The organism is Streptomyces sp. RK9, assembly GCF_045070545.1.
Taxonomy (GTDB): Bacteria; Actinomycetota; Actinomycetes; order Streptomycetales; family Streptomycetaceae; genus Streptomyces; species Streptomyces alboflavus.
Genome location: NZ_CP173703.1, coordinates 2,309,650 through 2,324,183, shown reverse-complemented (window position 1 = coordinate 2,324,183; position 14,534 = coordinate 2,309,650). Strand labels below are relative to the sequence as shown.

Below are 14,534 nucleotides of genomic sequence, written 5' to 3'. Positions count from 1 at the left end.
CCTACGCTGTCGGCCATGAGCGGCCAGGGGGACGTGATCGACGGGCGCTTCGAGCTGCTGCGGCGGCTCGGCAGCGGAGGCATGGGCACGGTGTGGCGGGCCCGCGACACCGTGCTGCACCGCGAGGTGGCACTGAAGGAGGTACGGCCGCCGGGCCCCGAGCCCGCCGGTGACACCTCGCGGCTGCTGCGGGAGCGGGTGCTGCGCGAGGCCCGCGCCCTGGCCCGGCTCAACCATCCGCACGTCGTGACGATCCACCACATCGCCGACGTCGAGCCGCACCCGTGGCTGGTGATGGAGCTGCTCCCGGGCCGCACCCTCCAGGACTTCCTGGAGCAGCGCACCCTGCCGCCGCGGGAGGCCGCCCGCATGGGCCGCGAGGTCCTCTCGGCGCTGCGGGCCGCCCACGCGGCGGGCATCCTGCACCGCGACATCAAGCCCGCCAACATCCTGCTCCGCGAGCCGCCCCCGGGCCGCCCGGACGAGGTGCCGCCCGTCGTCCTCACCGACTTCGGCATCGCCGCGCTCCAGGGTTCCACGCAGCTCACCGCCACCGGCGAGCTGATCGGCTCGCCCGAGTACATCGCGCCGGAGCGCGTCCGCGGCACCGGCGAGGGCCCGGCCGCCGACCTGTGGTCCCTGGGTCTCGTCCTGTACGTGGCCGTGGAGGGCGTCAGTCCGCTGCGCCGCTCGTCCACCCTGGCCACGCTGGCCGCGGTGCTGGACGAGCCGGTGTCGCCGCCGGTGCGCTCGGGGCCGCTGGCCCCGGTCCTGGAGGCGCTGCTCGTGCGGGACCCGGCGCTGCGGCCCGATGTGGAGCGCCTGGACGCGATGCTCACGGCGGTCGCCGACGGGGTCGCGTGGCAGCCCACGGAGACGGCGCCCCGCCCGCCCGTACCACCCACGCAGACCGCGTCCCGTCCCCCCTTGCCGCCCACCGCGCCGCCCCCGCCACCCGGCGCCCCGGGCCACACGCACCCGCAGCCCGCGTACGACCCGGCTCCCGGCGGGACGCCCAGAGCCGACCACCAGAGCGCGGCCGTCCGGCGCCGCACGCCCGTGCTCGCCGCCGCGATGGTGGCCCTGGTCCTTGTGGCGGGCGTGGCCCTGGCGTTCGCGCTGCGCGACGGCGGGGACGGCGGGGCGGAGGACAAGGGCGGCGGCCGGACCGGCGGTGCGGCCTCGGAGGGGTCACGCACGACGGGACCGGCCGAGCGGCCCACCGACAAGGCGAGCGCCAAGCCGCGCGAGTCCACGGCGGGCCCCGCCTCCTCGGCCCCGAGCACCCCGAACGCACCGACCACGCCGGCCCCGTCCACCGCGTCCACCACGTCGTCCGCGCCGCCCACGTCCGGCCGCTGGATCGCCCAGCTGCACTCGGAGCCGGGCTCCTCGTCCGCCGCGACCCGCGACCGCAAGCTCGCCGCCGTCCGCAGGACCGTCCCGGAGGCCCAGTACCTGCGCAGCGACGACTACGCCTCGCTGCGCCCGGGGTACTGGGTGTTCTACGCGCCGGGCCCGTTCCCGAACGGCCAGTCGGCGCTGCGGTTCTGCGCGGAGCGCGGCCGGACCTCGGGCAACACCTGTGTGGGGCGCTATCTCAGCGACGAGGCCGCGGACCTCGGCCTGCAGTGCAAGCCGCCCGCGAGCAGGCCGGTGGGCCGCTGCGTGCGGGGCTGAGCGGGGACCGGCCGGGGCCGGCCGGGTGCCGCGCCGGCGGCTACAGGCTCTCCAGGAACCCGAGCGCCGTGCGCCAGGTCGCCTCCGCCGCCTCGGCGTCGTAGTCGTCCAGGTCCGGGTCGGTGTACAGGTGCCCGGCGCCCGCGTACCGGTAGACCTCCACGTCGGCGCCCGCGCGGCCCATCTGGAGGTACCAGGCGCTGAGCCAGTCGTCCGTCTCGAAGGCGTCGGGCTCGGCGACGTGCAGCTGCACGGGGAGCTCGTCCACGGACGCGTTCTCGGCGATGTCCGAGGTGCCGTGCAGGAGCAGCAGTCCGCGCGCCTTGGCGTCGCCGAGGGCGAGGGTCTGCGCCGTGGCGGCGCCGAGCGAGAAGCCCGCGTAGACGAGGCCCCGGTCGGAGTAGGGCGCGGCGGCGAGGACCGCGCGCTTGAGCACCTCGTCGTTGCCCAGCTCGTCCTTGAAGGCAAGCCCTTCCTCGACGCTGTCGAAGGTGCGTCCTTCGAAGAGGTCCGGGGTCCACACCTCGTGCCCGGCCGCGCGCAGCCGGTCGGCCGCCGCGCGCACCGCGGGCCGCAGCCCGTACGTCGAATGGAAAAGCATGATGTTCATGGGGCCATCGTGCCACCTACCCTCGGAGGCATGGAGAACGTGCTGCGTCCGTTGATCGTGGTCGGCGGCTCGGTCATGCTCACGCTCGCGGTCGGCTGGGTGGCCGACTGGGCGTTGCGCCGGGCCGCCGACCGACGGCCCGAGCAACCGCTGTGGGAACTGCTGCGTCGGTGTCGGCTGCCGCTGCAACTGGTGCTGTGCGCGGCGATGCTGCGCGGGTCCTACGCCCAGGCGAAGATCGCCGAGGGGCATTCGGTGGGCATCGGCAGAGCGCTCACGCTGGTCCTCATCGCCTCGGTGGCCTGGCTGGCGGTGCGGATCTCGGCGGCCGTGGTGGAGTCGTCGTACGCGCGCTACGCCTCCGCGCACCGCGACCCGGCCCGGGTCCGGCGGGTGCGTACTCAGGTCACGCTGATCCAGCGCGTGGTCGCGGCGATCGTCGGCGTGGTGGCCGCCGCCGCGATGCTGCTCACGTTCCCCGCCATGCAGGCGGCCGGGGCCTCGCTGCTCGCGTCGGCGGGGATCCTCGGCATCGTCGCGGGCGTGGCCGCGCAGTCCACGCTCGCCAACCTCTTCGCGGGGCTGCAGATCGCCTTCGGCGACATGGTGCGGATCGGGGACACGGTGGTGGTGGACGGCGAGTGGGGTGTCGTCGACGAGATCACGCTGACGTTCCTGACGGTGCGCACCTGGGACGAGCGCCGGATCACGATGCCGGTGTCGTACTTCACCTCGAAGCCGTTCGAGAACTGGTCGCGCGGCGGCGCCCAGATGACCGGCACCGTCTTCTTCCAGCTCGACCACACGGCCCCGATGGCGGAGATGCGCGAGAAGCTGCACGAGATCCTGCGCGAGTGCGCCGCCTGGGACGGCCGCGACTGGGGTCTCGCGGTCACGGACACGACGCCGAACACCGTGCAGGTGCGGGCCCTGGTCACGGCCAAGGACGCCGACGACATCTGGACGGTGCGCGTCACGGTCCGCGAGCAGCTGGTCGCCTGGCTGACCGAGCACCATCCGTACGCGCTGCCGCGGGTCAACACGGCCTGGGCGGTGGAGCCGCCGGACGGGGACCATCCGCATCCGGTGACGCCGCACGTGCCGCGGACGGGGCGGGGCTGAGGCGGCGGCAAGGCTGGGGCAGCGGCGGGGCAGCGCGTCCCGGCGGGTGCGTCAGCGCAGGCTGCGTACGTCCAGGTGGTGCAGCACCCGGTCCACGATCTCCGGGTCGTAGCCGGGTTCGCTGCGCGCGGCGAGGACCTCGTGGCGGGCGGCCGACATCATCTCGCGCTGGATGCGCTGGACGGCCTTGAAGCGGTCGACGCGGGTGGCGTACCGCTCGCGCCGCTCGTCGTCCAGGATGTCGGGGCTGATCCGGGCGCCGATGTCGAAGGCGCCGCGAAGGAGCCGCTCGGCGACCTCCTCGGGCAGCTCCTCGACCTCCTCGATCTCCTTCAGGCGCGCCTTGGCGGCCTTCGCGGCGCGCACGGCGAGCTCGCGCTCCAGGGCCCGCTCGGCATCGGTGTCGGCGCGCACGCCGAGCTTTCTGACCAGCCACGGCAGGGTCAGGCCCTGGGCGATCAGGGTCGCGATGATCACGCAGAAGGCGATGAAGATGATCTCGTCACGGGCGGGGAACGGAGCCCCGTCGTCCGTCTTGAGCGGAATGGCGAGGGCCAGCGCGACCGACGCCACGCCCCGCATGCCGGACCACCACATGACGACGGTCTCGCGCCAGCTGGTCGGGATCTCCTCGTCGTAGTCACGGCGCTTGTGCAGCCGCTTGGCCAGCCAGGTGGCGGGCAGCAGCCACATCAGGCGTACGCCGACGACGACCGCCACGATGGCGGCTCCCCAGCCGACCATCTCCCACTCGCGCCCGTCGGCGGTGCCGAAGACGTTGTGCAGTTCGAGGCCGATGAGGCCGAACGCGACGCCGGTGACGAGGGTGTCGACGATCTCCCAGAAGGACTGCCCGGTGATCCGGCCGAGCACGTCGTCGGCGTCGACGGCGTTCTCGGCGAGGTAGAGGGCCGTGGTGAGGACGGCGAGGACGCCGGAGCCGAGGAGTTCCTCGGCGAGCACGTAGGCGACGAACGGCACGAGCAGCGTCAGGCCGGTCTGCAGGGTCGCGTCGCCAAGGAGGCCCATGAGCTTGTTGGAGAGCCAGCCGAGCGCGAGTCCGACGGCGACGGCGACGACGGCGGACAGCACGAGCCGGCCGACGGCCGACGGCCAGGAGAAGGTGCCGCTGACGGCGGCGGCGATGGCCACGTGGTACAGCACGATCGCGGTGACGTCGTTGAAGAGCCCCTCGCCCTCCAGGATCGACACCAGGCGGCGCGGCAGTCCGAGCGACCCCGCGACCGCGGTCGCGGCCACCGGGTCCGGCGGGGCGACGAGCGCGCCGAGCGCGACGGCCGCGGCGAGCGGCAGCCCCGGTACGACGGCGTTGGCCACGGCCGCGACGGCCGCCGTGGTCACGAACACCAGCGCCACGGCGAGCAGCATGATGGGCCGGATGTTGGCCGCGAACTGCCGCCAGGACGTGCGCTGCACGGACGCGTAGAGCAGCGGCGGCAGGACCAGCGGAAGGATCAGCTCAGGCGCGATCTCGACGTTCGGCACGAACGAGAGGAAGGCGAGTACGCCCCCGAACAGCGTCATGAGCACCGGCGCGGGCAGCCCGATCCGGTCCCCCAACGGCACGGTGACCAGGGCCCCCAGCAACAACAGGAGCAGCAACGCCAGTTGATCCACGGGATGCCCTCCGGGCGGTGAGGCCAGCTTGGTCAGGGCTTCAACCTTGCCACGGAGCACAACAATCGGCGCAAATCACCCGCCCACCACGGTTCGGTCACGCCCCGAAGGGGCGCGGGACCGCTCCGACGTGCGACGGTGCCGGAGCGCCCCGAAAGGGGCGCGGGGAACTGCGCGACCAGCCACGGCGAGCGCGCAGACGGACAACAACACGGCCCGCCCCCCACGAATCGCTAGCGCAGCGCCTTACGCATGGCCCGATGCGGAATGCCAGCATCCGGAAACTCCGGCCCATATGCCGCGTACCCGAGCCGCTCGTAGAACCCGAGCGCATGTGTCTGCGCGTGCAGATCGACGGCGCCGAGCCCGCGCTCACGGGCGGCGTCCTCAATGGCCCGCACCAGTTCCGCCCCGACCCCGAGCCCCCGTGCGGAGCGCAACACAGCCAGCCTGCCCAGGGCCCCCACGGTGGCGTCCCCGCCGTTCTTGACAGCGGCCGCCGCCCCCGTGAGCAACCGCCCCGTGCCCAGCGCGGCCCCGTCCTCGGCCCGCACCGCGAGCACGTGCACGGCCCCGCCGTCGTACTCGTCGTACTCCAGGTCCTCAGGAACACCCTGTTCGGCGACGAACACCTCTTTGCGTACGGCGAAGCACGCGTCCAGGTCCGCCCGGTCCTCCGCGACCCGGCAGCTCACGCCGCCCGCGGCGGTCACGCGCTCTCCGCCCGCACCCGGTCGAGCGCCAGCTGGAGGTCGTCGGGGTAGTCGCTGGCGAACTCGACCCACTGCCCGTCCCCGGGGTGCTCGAAGCCGAGCCGCACGGCGTGCAGCCACTGGCGGGTGAGCCCGAGCCGCTTGGCGAGCGTGGGGTCGGCGCCGTACGTCAGGTCGCCCACGCAGGGGTGCCGGTGCGCCGACATGTGGACCCGGATCTGGTGGGTCCGGCCGGTCTCCAGCTTGATGTCGAGCAGGGAGGCCGCGCGGAAGGCCTCCATGAGGTCGTAGTGCGTGACGGAGGGCTTGCCCTCGGCCGTGACCGCCCACTTGTAGTCGTGGTTGGGGTGGCGGCCGATGGGGGCGTCGATGGTGCCGCTCATGGGGTCGGGGTGGCCCTGCACGAGCGCGTTGTACCGCTTGTCGACCGTGCGCTCCTTGAACTGGCGCTTCAGCGACGTGTACGCCCGCTCCGACTTGGCGACGACCATCAGGCCCGACGTGCCGACGTCCAGGCGGTGCACGATGCCCTGGCGCTCGGCGGCGCCGGACGTCGAGATGCGGTACCCGGCGGCGGCGAGGCCGCCGATCACGGTGGTGCCGGTCCAGCCGGGGCTGGGGTGCGCGGCCACGCCGACCGGCTTGGTGATCACGACGATGTCCTCGTCGTCGTGCACGATCTCCATGCCCTCGACGGGCTCGGCGACGATCTGCACCGGAGCGGCCGCCTGCGGCATCTCCACTTCGAGCCAGGCGCCGCCGTGCACCCGCTCGGACTTGCCGACCACCGAGCCGTCGACCGCGACCTTCCCCGCCGCGGCGAGCTCGGCGGCCTTCGTGCGGGAGAAGCCGAACATGCGCGAGATGGCGGCGTCGACGCGCTCGCCCTCCAGGCCGTCCGGTACGGGCAGGGTACGGATCTCGGGAATCGTGCTCACCCCACGAGTATGCAGGAGTGCTGTGACACCGCCGTACCGAACGCCGTGCGCGAGGGCCCGCGCGGTCCTCGTAGCGGGTCTCAGTCCTTGTGGACGGTGCCGTCCGGGTCGAGCCCGCGGAAGGAGAGCAGCACGATCAGGATGCCGCCGCAGACGATCGCGGAGTCCGCGAGATTGAAGACCGCGAAGCCCTTCGGGGCGATGAAGTCGACCACCGCGCCCTTGAACACGCCGGGCGAGCGGAAGATCCGGTCGGTGAGGTTGCCGAGCGCGCCGCCGAGCAGCAGGCCGAGGGCGATCGCCCAGGGCAGGCTGTACAGCTTGCGCGCGAGACGGGCGATCACCACGATCACGGCCGTGGCGATCACCGTGAAGATGATGGTGTACGCCTCGCCCATGCCGAAGGCGGCGCCCGCGTTCCGGATCGCGTTGAAGCGCAGCAGGTCACCGACCACGTCGATCGGCTCGTGGTGCTCCAGCTTGGCGACCACGATCATCTTGGTGATCAGGTCCAGGGCGTACGCGAACAGGGCCACCCCGAAGAGCACGGCGATCTTGCGCCGCCCCTTGGACTGCGGCCCGCCCTCGGGCTCGGCGTCGGTCTCGGCGTCCGCCGGGGCCTGCGGCTCCGGCGTCGGCTCCGCCTCCGGCTTCGGCTCGCCCGCGGCGCGCTGCCCGTCCTCGGAGCCAGGGCGCCGCCCGTCCTCGGAGCCGGATGCGGACTGCTCAGGACCGGCCCCCTCCGCCTCAGGGATGTCCGGCGTACCGATGATGCGCTCCGCCTCTGCCACGTGAGTCCCTCAACCTAGGTGCCTGACTGGGGACGAGGGTACGACACCGGGGCCGGGGCCCAGACGCCCAGGCCACGCTCAGTAGCGCCGTTCCTGCTTCTGCTTGCACTCCACGCACAGGGTGGCCCGCGGGAACGCCTGCATGCGGGCCTTGCCGATGGGGTTGCCGCAGTTCTCGCAGAGGCCGTAGGTCCCCGCGTCCAGGCGCTCCAGGGCGCGCTCGGTCTGCTCCAGCATCTCCCGGGCGTTCGCGGCGAGCGCCATCTCGTGCTCGCGCGTGATGTTCTTCGTGCCGGTGTCCGCCTGGTCGTCGCCCGCGCCGTCCCCGGAGTCCCGCATCAGCCCGGCGAGTCCGGCCTCGGACGCCTCGATCTCGGACCGCAGCCGCATGGTCTCGGACATCAGCTCGGTCCGTGCCTCGGCGACCTCCGCCGGGGTCCACGGGTCCTCGCCCGGGCGCACCGCGAGCTCGCCGGGTGTCGCCGCGGCCCGCGCCTTGGGCACCGCGCCCGCCTTCGCCGCCGCCGTCGCCGTGCCCGGAGTCTTCTTCGCAACCACCGTCGTGGCTCCCGTCGTCTCCGCGGCCTGAGCCGCACCCTCGGCCGCGGACGCGGCCGTCTTCTTGGCCGTACGTTTCCTGGCTCCCGAGCCCTTCGCGGCGCCCGTCGCCTTCTTGGACGCACCCGACCCGCCGTCCGCCTCCGTCGTGGCGGCGGAGTTCTCGGCGGCGGCCTGCTCGGGTGCGGCTGTCGCGGCCGACGCCTTCCTGGCCGACGCCTTCTTCGCCGCCGTCTTCCTCGGAGTCGTCTTCTTGGCAACGGTCTTCTTGGCGGCCGCGTTCCTGGAGGTGCCCGCCGTCTCCTTGCCGACTGCCTTCTTGCCGACAGCCTTCTTGGCGGCTGCCTTGCCGGCAGCTGCCTTGCCGGCAGCTTCCTTGCCGGCGGCTGCCTTCTTCTCGGCGGCCTTCTTCGCCGGGGCCGTGGCGGACGACTTCTTGGCCGAGGCCGCGGCAGCGGTCTTCTTCACCGGAGCCGCGGCCGACGCCTTCTTCGCCGCCGCCTTGGCAGGAGCCTTCGTGGCCGCCTTGGTCGTGGTCTTCTTCGGCGCCGCCGAGCCCTCGGCCGCCGTCCTGCCCGCACGCACGGTCTTGACGGCGCGGGCCGCCTTGCCGCCCGCCTCCCCCGCCGCCCCGGCCCCCGCGGCTGTGGATCTGCTCGACGCCGACTGCTGTACGGCGGTCTTCTTCGCCACCATGGCCGCGGCCCCTTCACATATTGTGATCTTGCACGCGAATCGTGCTGGGACGATAAATCGACTCCAGGCCCGCGGCAACGGGGCACGCCGCCCGATTCGCCCGCCCCCGGGGGTCGCGCGGTGAGCCTGCCTGCGTTGTGCCCAGCTCCCCGGCGGGTAATCCGCCGGACGCCCGAGGTCAGGATCCGGACGCCCCGCGTATCGCCATTCGGGGCAGTCCCGCGGTCTCGCCCCACAGCGGCAGGGCGCCCCGCAGGGCCCCTCCCGGGAGCCCGTACGGGCCTAGACTGGAAGGCGACCCAAGAAGGTGCGCCATGCGCAAAATGACCGACTGCCGCGACTTCCCGAGCGAGACCCACTGCACCCTCGCCATCTCCGGCGAAGAGGAAGAAGTGGTCCGCGCCGCCAGCGAGCACGCCGTGTCCGTACACGGCCACACGGACAGCCCCGAGCTGCGAAAGATGATCCGCGACTCCCTCAAGGACGACATCCCCCAGCACGCGTGATCCACGGGAGCGTCTGCGGGGGACCGCTCACCGCCTTCCCCGCCCCCCGGAAATCCGGTCGGCCGCGCCCGCCCCGGCGCCGTACACTGGCCGGAGCGAGACGTGTGGATGGGGACGAGTAGCGGCGTACGCAGCCATGAGCGACCCGGGGACGGTGTGAGCCCGGGGGCGAGCGCGACGTGAAGATCACCCCGGAGCCGCCGGAAGAAAGCCGCAGGTCAGCCCCCATCGGGGACGGGCCGGGTGAGTAGACCCGGCATCGCGACCCCAATGAGGGGGCCCTGTGGCGCCAGCGCCGGAGGGCCAAGGAGGGTGGTACCGCGGGAGCGCAGCGATGCGCCTCTCGTCCCTCCGACGGAAGGGAAGAACGTCCGCCGGAGGAAAAGCGAATGACGCCGCCGCAGTACCGCCAGGTGCCCGCCCAGGTCGACCTGCCCGCTCTGGAGCACGCCGTGCTCGACTTCTGGGAGCAGCAGAAGATCTTCGCCAAGAGCCTCGAGCAGTCCGAGGGCCGCCCCGAGTGGGTGTTCTACGAGGGCCCGCCCACGGCCAACGGCATGCCCGGCGCGCACCACATCGAGGCCCGTGTCTTCAAGGACGTCTTCCCGCGCTTCCGCACGATGCGCGGCTACCACGTCGCCCGCAAGGCCGGCTGGGACTGCCACGGCCTGCCCGTGGAGCTGGCGGTCGAGAAGGAACTGGGCTTCAACGGCAAGAAGGACATCGAGGCGTACGGCATCGCCGAGTTCAACGCCAAGTGCCGCGAGTCGGTGACCCGCCACACGGACGCCTTCGCCGACCTGACGACCCGCATGGGCTACTGGACGGACCTCGACGGCGCCTACCGGACGATGAACCCGGAGTACATCGAGTCCGTCTGGTGGTCCCTCAAGGAGATCTTCGACAAGGGCCTCCTCGTCCAGGACCACCGCGTCGCCCCCTGGTGCCCCCGCTGCGGCACGGGCCTGTCCGACCACGAGCTGGCGCAGGGCTACGAGACGGTCGTCGACCCGTCCGTCTACGTCCGCTTCCCGCTGACCGGCGGCCCCCTCGCGGGCGAGGCCGCGCTCCTGGTGTGGACGACCACCCCGTGGACGCTGGTGTCCAACACGGCGGTCGCCGCGCACCCGGACGTCACCTACGTAGTGGCGACCGACGGCAAGGAGAAGCTGGTCGTCGCCGAGCCCCTGGTGGAGAAGGCCCTCGGCGAGGGCTGGGAGACCACGGGCCAGAGCTTCACCGGCGCCGAGATGGAGCGCTGGACGTACCAGCGCCCCTTCGAGCTCGTGGAGTTCCCGGCGGAGGCGCACTACGTGGTCAACGCCGACTACGTGACCACGGAGGACGGCACCGGCCTCGTCCACCAGTCCCCCGCCTTCGGTGAGGACGACCTCAAGGTCTGCCGGTCCTACGGCCTGCCGGTCGTGAACCCCGTCCGCCCGGACGGCACCTTCGAGGAGGACGTCCCGCTCGTGGGCGGCGTCTTCTTCAAGAAGGCCGACGAGTCCCTCACCAAGGACCTCGACGACCGCGGCCTGCTGTTCCGGCACATCGCGTACGAGCACAGCTACCCGCACTGCTGGCGCTGCCACACCGCGCTCCTCTACTACGCCCAGCCTTCCTGGTACATCCGCACCACGGCTGTCAAGGACCGGCTTCTGGAGGAGAACGAGAAGACCAACTGGTTCCCGGAATCCGTCAAGCACGGCCGCTTCGGCGACTGGCTGACCAACAACGTCGACTGGGCGCTGTCCCGCAACCGCTACTGGGGCACCCCGCTGCCCATCTGGCGCTGCGAGGAGAACCACCTCACCTGCGTCGGCTCCCGCGCCGAGCTGACCGAGCTGACGGGCACCGACCAGTCGGACCTCGACCCGCACCGCCCGTTCATCGACGACGTCACGTTCACCTGCACCCACGAGGGCTGCTCCCTCGAAGCGGTGCGCGTGCCCGAGGTCATCGACGCCTGGTACGACTCGGGCTCGATGCCGTTCGCGCAGTGGGGCTACCCCCACAAGAACAAGGAACTCTTCGAGAGCCGCTACCCCGCGCAGTTCATCTCGGAGGCCATCGACCAGACCCGCGGCTGGTTCTACACGCTGATGGCCGTCGGCACCCTGGTCTTCGACAAGTCGAGTTACGAGAACGTCGTCTGCCTCGGCCACATCCTCGCCGAGGACGGCCGCAAGATGTCCAAGCACCTCGGCAACACCCTGGACCCGATCCCGCTCATGGACCGGCACGGCGCCGACGCGGTCCGCTGGTTCATGGCGGCCGGCGGCTCCCCGTGGGCTGCCCGCCGCGTCGGCCACGGCACCATCCAGGAGGTCGTCCGCAAGACCCTCCTGACGTACTGGAACACGGTCGCCTTCCAGGCGCTCTACGCCCGTACGTCGAAGTGGGCCCCCTCGGACACCGACCCGGCGCCCGCCGACCGCCCGCTCCTTGACCGCTGGCTGCTCAGCGAGCTGCACGCGCTCACCGACCAGGTGACGCAGGCCCTGGACGCCTACGACACCCAGCGTGCCGGAAAGCTCCTGTCCACGTTCGTCGACAACCTCTCCAACTGGTACGTCCGCCGTTCGAGGCGCCGCTTCTGGCAGGGCGACGCGGCCGCGCTGCGCACCCTGCACGAGGTCGTCGAGACGATCACGCGGCTGCTCGCCCCGCTGACGCCGTTCATCGCGGAGCGCGTCTGGCAGGACCTGGTCGTGCCGGTCACGCCCGACGCCCCGGAGTCGGTGCACCTGGCGAGCTGGCCGGAGGCGGACCTGTCGGCGGTCGACCCGGAGCTGTCGAAGCAGATGGCCCTGGTGCGCCGCCTCGTCGAGCTGGGCCGGGCCACGCGCGCGGAGTCGGGCGTCAAGACCCGTCAGCCGCTGTCCCGCGCGCTCGTCGCCGTCGCCGGTTTCGACACGCTCAGCCCCGAACTGCACACGCAGATCACGGAGGAGCTGAACGTCTCCTCCCTCGCCTCCCTCTCGGAGGTCGGCGGCTCCCTGGTCGACACCACCGCCAAGGCCAACTTCCGTGCCCTCGGCAAGCGGTTCGGCAAGGGCGTGCAGGCGGTGGCCAAGGCCGTCGCGGAGGCCGACGCGGCCGCGCTGTCCCTCGCCCTGCGCGAGGGCAACGCCTCGGTGGAGGTCGACGGGGAGACGGTGACGCTCGCCCCGGACGAGGTCATCATCACCGAGACCCCGCGCGAGGGCTGGTCGGTGGCGTCCGACTCCGGCGCCACGGTCGCCCTCGACCTGGAGCTCACGGACGAGCTGCGCCGCGCGGGCCTGGCCCGGGACGCGATCCGCCTGATCCAGGAGGCCCGCAAGAACAGCGGCCTGGACGTCGCGGACCGGATCGCCCTGCGCTGGACGTCCGCCGACCCGGCCGTCGTCACGGCCCTGACCGACCACACCGCCCTCATCGCGGACGAGGTCCTGGCCACGGACTTCGCCGAGGGAGAGGCCGACGACACCTACGGCGAGCCCTTCAAGGACGACTCCGTGAACCTCACCTTCCGCCTCCGCAAGGCGTAGCAGCAGCAACGAAGGCCCGGGCGCACCAAGATCTTGGTGCGCCCGGGCCTTCGGCGTTGCGTACCCGCGCACAAACGTCGGAACGTTTCTGCTGACCGGGGCTCGCCGCACGGCACAGCAAAAGGGCGAGGCCCCCGGATTCCCGGGGGCCTCGCCCTGTACAGCCAGCCGACGCCTACGGCGTGGTGCTGCCCGTCAGTTGTCGTCCTCGTCGATGAGGAATCCCCGCATCGGGGACGGAGCCTGCTGCATCGGCTGCTGGCCCTGCGGCCGCACCGGCGCCATCGGCTGCGTCATCGCGGGCGACATCTGCTGCTGCCCGCCGTAGGACGGCGCGCCCGCGGGCTGGTTGCCACCCATCGACTGGTTGCCGCCGTAGGACGGGGCACCCGCGCCGGCCGAGGCCATGGAGGGCGCCGGGGACGGCGGAAGCGACGCGGTCGCCGGGGTCCGCGGCGGGGCCAGCGAGTCGTCGGCCTGGGTCTCCAGCTGACGCAGCTGCGACTCCAGGTAGGACTTCAGCCGCGTGCGGTACTCGCGCTCGAAGCCGCGCAGGTCCTCGACCTTGCGCTCGAGCGTGGCGCGTGCGGACTCCAGGGAGCCCATCGCGACGCGGTGCTTCTCCTGCGCGTCCCGCTCCAGGGCGTCGGCCTTGGCGCGGGCGTCCCGCTCCAGGCCCTCGGCGCGCGAACGGGCCTCGCCCACGATCTTGTTGGCCTCGGAACGGGCCTCCGCGATCGCCTGGTCGGCGGTCTGCTGCGCGAGCGAGAGCACACGGGCGGCGCTGTCGCCGCCGGGGCCCTGGCCGGGCTGCGGAAGCTGCGGGCCGTGTCCGCCCATCGGGCCGCCCATGGGGCCACCCATCTGACCCTGCATCTGACCCTGGCCCATCGGACCGGGACCCTGACCCATCGGGCCAGGACCCTGCGGGCCGCCCTGCGGACCGTGGCCGCCGGGGCCCGGGGGAAGCTGCGGAGCGCCGCCCGGCAGCTGGGGCGGGCCGCCCATCGGGTGCTGCTGCTGCGGCGGCACCGGCTGCGGGCCAGATATTGCGGCGGGCACGGGGGCGCCGGGACCTCGCTGGTCCTGCGGCCCGTCGGGGCCACCGGGACCGCCGGGGCCCTTGCGCATGCCGCCCTGCTGCTGGTTCTGCGCGGCGGCACGCGTGGCTGCGGCCAACTTGGCGCGCAGGTCCTCGTTCTCGCGGAGCAGACGGGTCAGCTCGGCCTCGACCTCATCTAGGAAGGCATCGACCTCGTCCTCGTCATAGCCTTCTCGGAGGCGGACGGTCGTGAACTGCTTGTTCCGCACGTCCTCGGGGGTCAGCGGCATCTCTTCACCTCAACGTAGTCGTCGGCATTCGGCAAGAACGTAGTTGACATCGCGCTCACAGCCGGCTCACGACGGAGATCAGGATGTAGACGATGATCATCAGCACGAAGAAGGACAGGTCGAGCGCCACGCCCCCGAGACGCAGCGGCGGAATGAACCGCCGCAGAAGCTTGAGCGGTGGATCGGTGACAGTGTAGGTGGCCTCCAGAACGACCACCATCGCCTTGCCGGGTTGCCATGAGCGGGCGAACTGGAAGACGTAGTCCATGACCAGCCGGAAGATCAGCACGATCAGGAAACACATCAGAGCGATGTAGATCACTTGCAAGACCACGCCCATGTTCGTGTTTCCCTCTCCCCTGTCCTCAGTTGTCCTCAGTCGAGCCGTGCTGTGTCGATCCGATGACTGCTGTCTAC

12 protein-coding genes are annotated in these 14,534 nt (G+C 72.2%); 4 read left to right on the top strand and 8 right to left on the bottom strand.

Translation table 11 applies throughout. The features are described from left to right. The first annotated feature begins 15 nt into the window (after positions 1 to 15). Positions 16 to 1,680: a protein kinase domain-containing protein gene (locus AB6L24_RS09275; protein ID WP_405654060.1), complete on the top strand. Its 1,665-nt coding sequence runs from the start codon at positions 16 to 18 to the stop codon at positions 1,678 to 1,680. Positions 1,681 to 1,720: 40 nt separating this feature from the next. Here the strand turns inward: AB6L24_RS09275 and AB6L24_RS09270 are convergent, their stop codons facing one another. Further along, the gene (locus tag AB6L24_RS09270) at positions 1,721 to 2,290 is read right to left on the bottom strand and encodes a dienelactone hydrolase family protein (protein ID WP_380851796.1); all 570 of its coding nucleotides are present in this window, start codon (positions 2,288 to 2,290) and stop codon (positions 1,721 to 1,723) included. 30 nt (positions 2,291 to 2,320) lie between these two features. Between AB6L24_RS09270 and AB6L24_RS09265 the strand changes: the two genes are divergently transcribed. After that, the gene (locus tag AB6L24_RS09265; protein ID WP_405654059.1) at positions 2,321 to 3,412 is read left to right on the top strand and encodes a mechanosensitive ion channel family protein; all 1,092 of its coding nucleotides are present in this window, start codon (positions 2,321 to 2,323) and stop codon (positions 3,410 to 3,412) included. Between the two features lie 51 nt (positions 3,413 to 3,463). Here AB6L24_RS09265 and AB6L24_RS09260 read toward each other — a convergent pair whose 3' ends face one another. From AB6L24_RS09260 to AB6L24_RS09240, 5 genes are all read right to left on the bottom strand, one after another. Continuing rightward, positions 3,464 to 5,050, bottom strand: a complete 1,587-nt coding sequence (locus AB6L24_RS09260) for a Na+/H+ antiporter (protein ID WP_405654057.1) — start codon at positions 5,048 to 5,050, stop codon at positions 3,464 to 3,466. Positions 5,051 to 5,283: 233 nt separating this feature from the next. Beyond that, on the bottom strand, positions 5,284 to 5,763 hold the full coding sequence (locus tag AB6L24_RS09255; protein ID WP_405654055.1) for a GNAT family N-acetyltransferase: 480 nt from the start codon (positions 5,761 to 5,763) through the stop codon (positions 5,284 to 5,286). Further along, positions 5,760 to 6,701 carry an RluA family pseudouridine synthase gene (locus AB6L24_RS09250; RefSeq protein WP_405654053.1) on the bottom strand — a complete coding sequence of 314 codons (942 nt, stop codon included), beginning with the start codon at positions 6,699 to 6,701 and terminating at the stop codon, positions 5,760 to 5,762. Before AB6L24_RS09250 ends, AB6L24_RS09255 begins: the two co-directional genes overlap by 4 nt. An 80-nt stretch (positions 6,702 to 6,781) precedes the next feature. Beyond that, on the bottom strand, positions 6,782 to 7,492 hold the full coding sequence (lspA, locus tag AB6L24_RS09245; RefSeq protein ID WP_405654051.1) for a signal peptidase II: 711 nt from the start codon (positions 7,490 to 7,492) through the stop codon (positions 6,782 to 6,784). A gap of 78 nt (positions 7,493 to 7,570) precedes the next feature. Beyond that, positions 7,571 to 8,746: a TraR/DksA family transcriptional regulator gene (locus tag AB6L24_RS09240; RefSeq protein ID WP_405654049.1), complete on the bottom strand. Its 1,176-nt coding sequence runs from the start codon at positions 8,744 to 8,746 to the stop codon at positions 7,571 to 7,573. Between the two features lie 314 nt (positions 8,747 to 9,060). On the opposite strand from AB6L24_RS09240, the gene AB6L24_RS09235 reads away from it, so the two are divergent. Beyond that, positions 9,061 to 9,252, top strand: a complete 192-nt coding sequence (locus AB6L24_RS09235) for a DUF1059 domain-containing protein (RefSeq protein ID WP_405654047.1) — start codon at positions 9,061 to 9,063, stop codon at positions 9,250 to 9,252. A 389-nt stretch (positions 9,253 to 9,641) separates the two neighbouring features. Further along, positions 9,642 to 12,785: an isoleucine--tRNA ligase gene (gene ileS, locus AB6L24_RS09230; RefSeq protein WP_405654045.1), complete on the top strand. Its 3,144-nt coding sequence runs from the start codon at positions 9,642 to 9,644 to the stop codon at positions 12,783 to 12,785. A 195-nt stretch (positions 12,786 to 12,980) separates the two neighbouring features. On the opposite strand, the gene AB6L24_RS09225 is transcribed toward ileS, so the two are convergent. Both AB6L24_RS09225 and AB6L24_RS09220 read right to left on the bottom strand, forming a co-directional pair. Next, positions 12,981 to 14,117, bottom strand: a complete 1,137-nt coding sequence (locus tag AB6L24_RS09225; RefSeq protein ID WP_030361668.1) for a DivIVA domain-containing protein — start codon at positions 14,115 to 14,117, stop codon at positions 12,981 to 12,983. A gap of 55 nt (positions 14,118 to 14,172) precedes the next feature. Then, entirely contained in the window at positions 14,173 to 14,457 is a 285-nt protein-coding gene (locus AB6L24_RS09220; protein ID WP_030361669.1) for a YggT family protein, read from the bottom strand. Between the last annotated feature and the right edge of the window lie 77 nt (positions 14,458 to 14,534).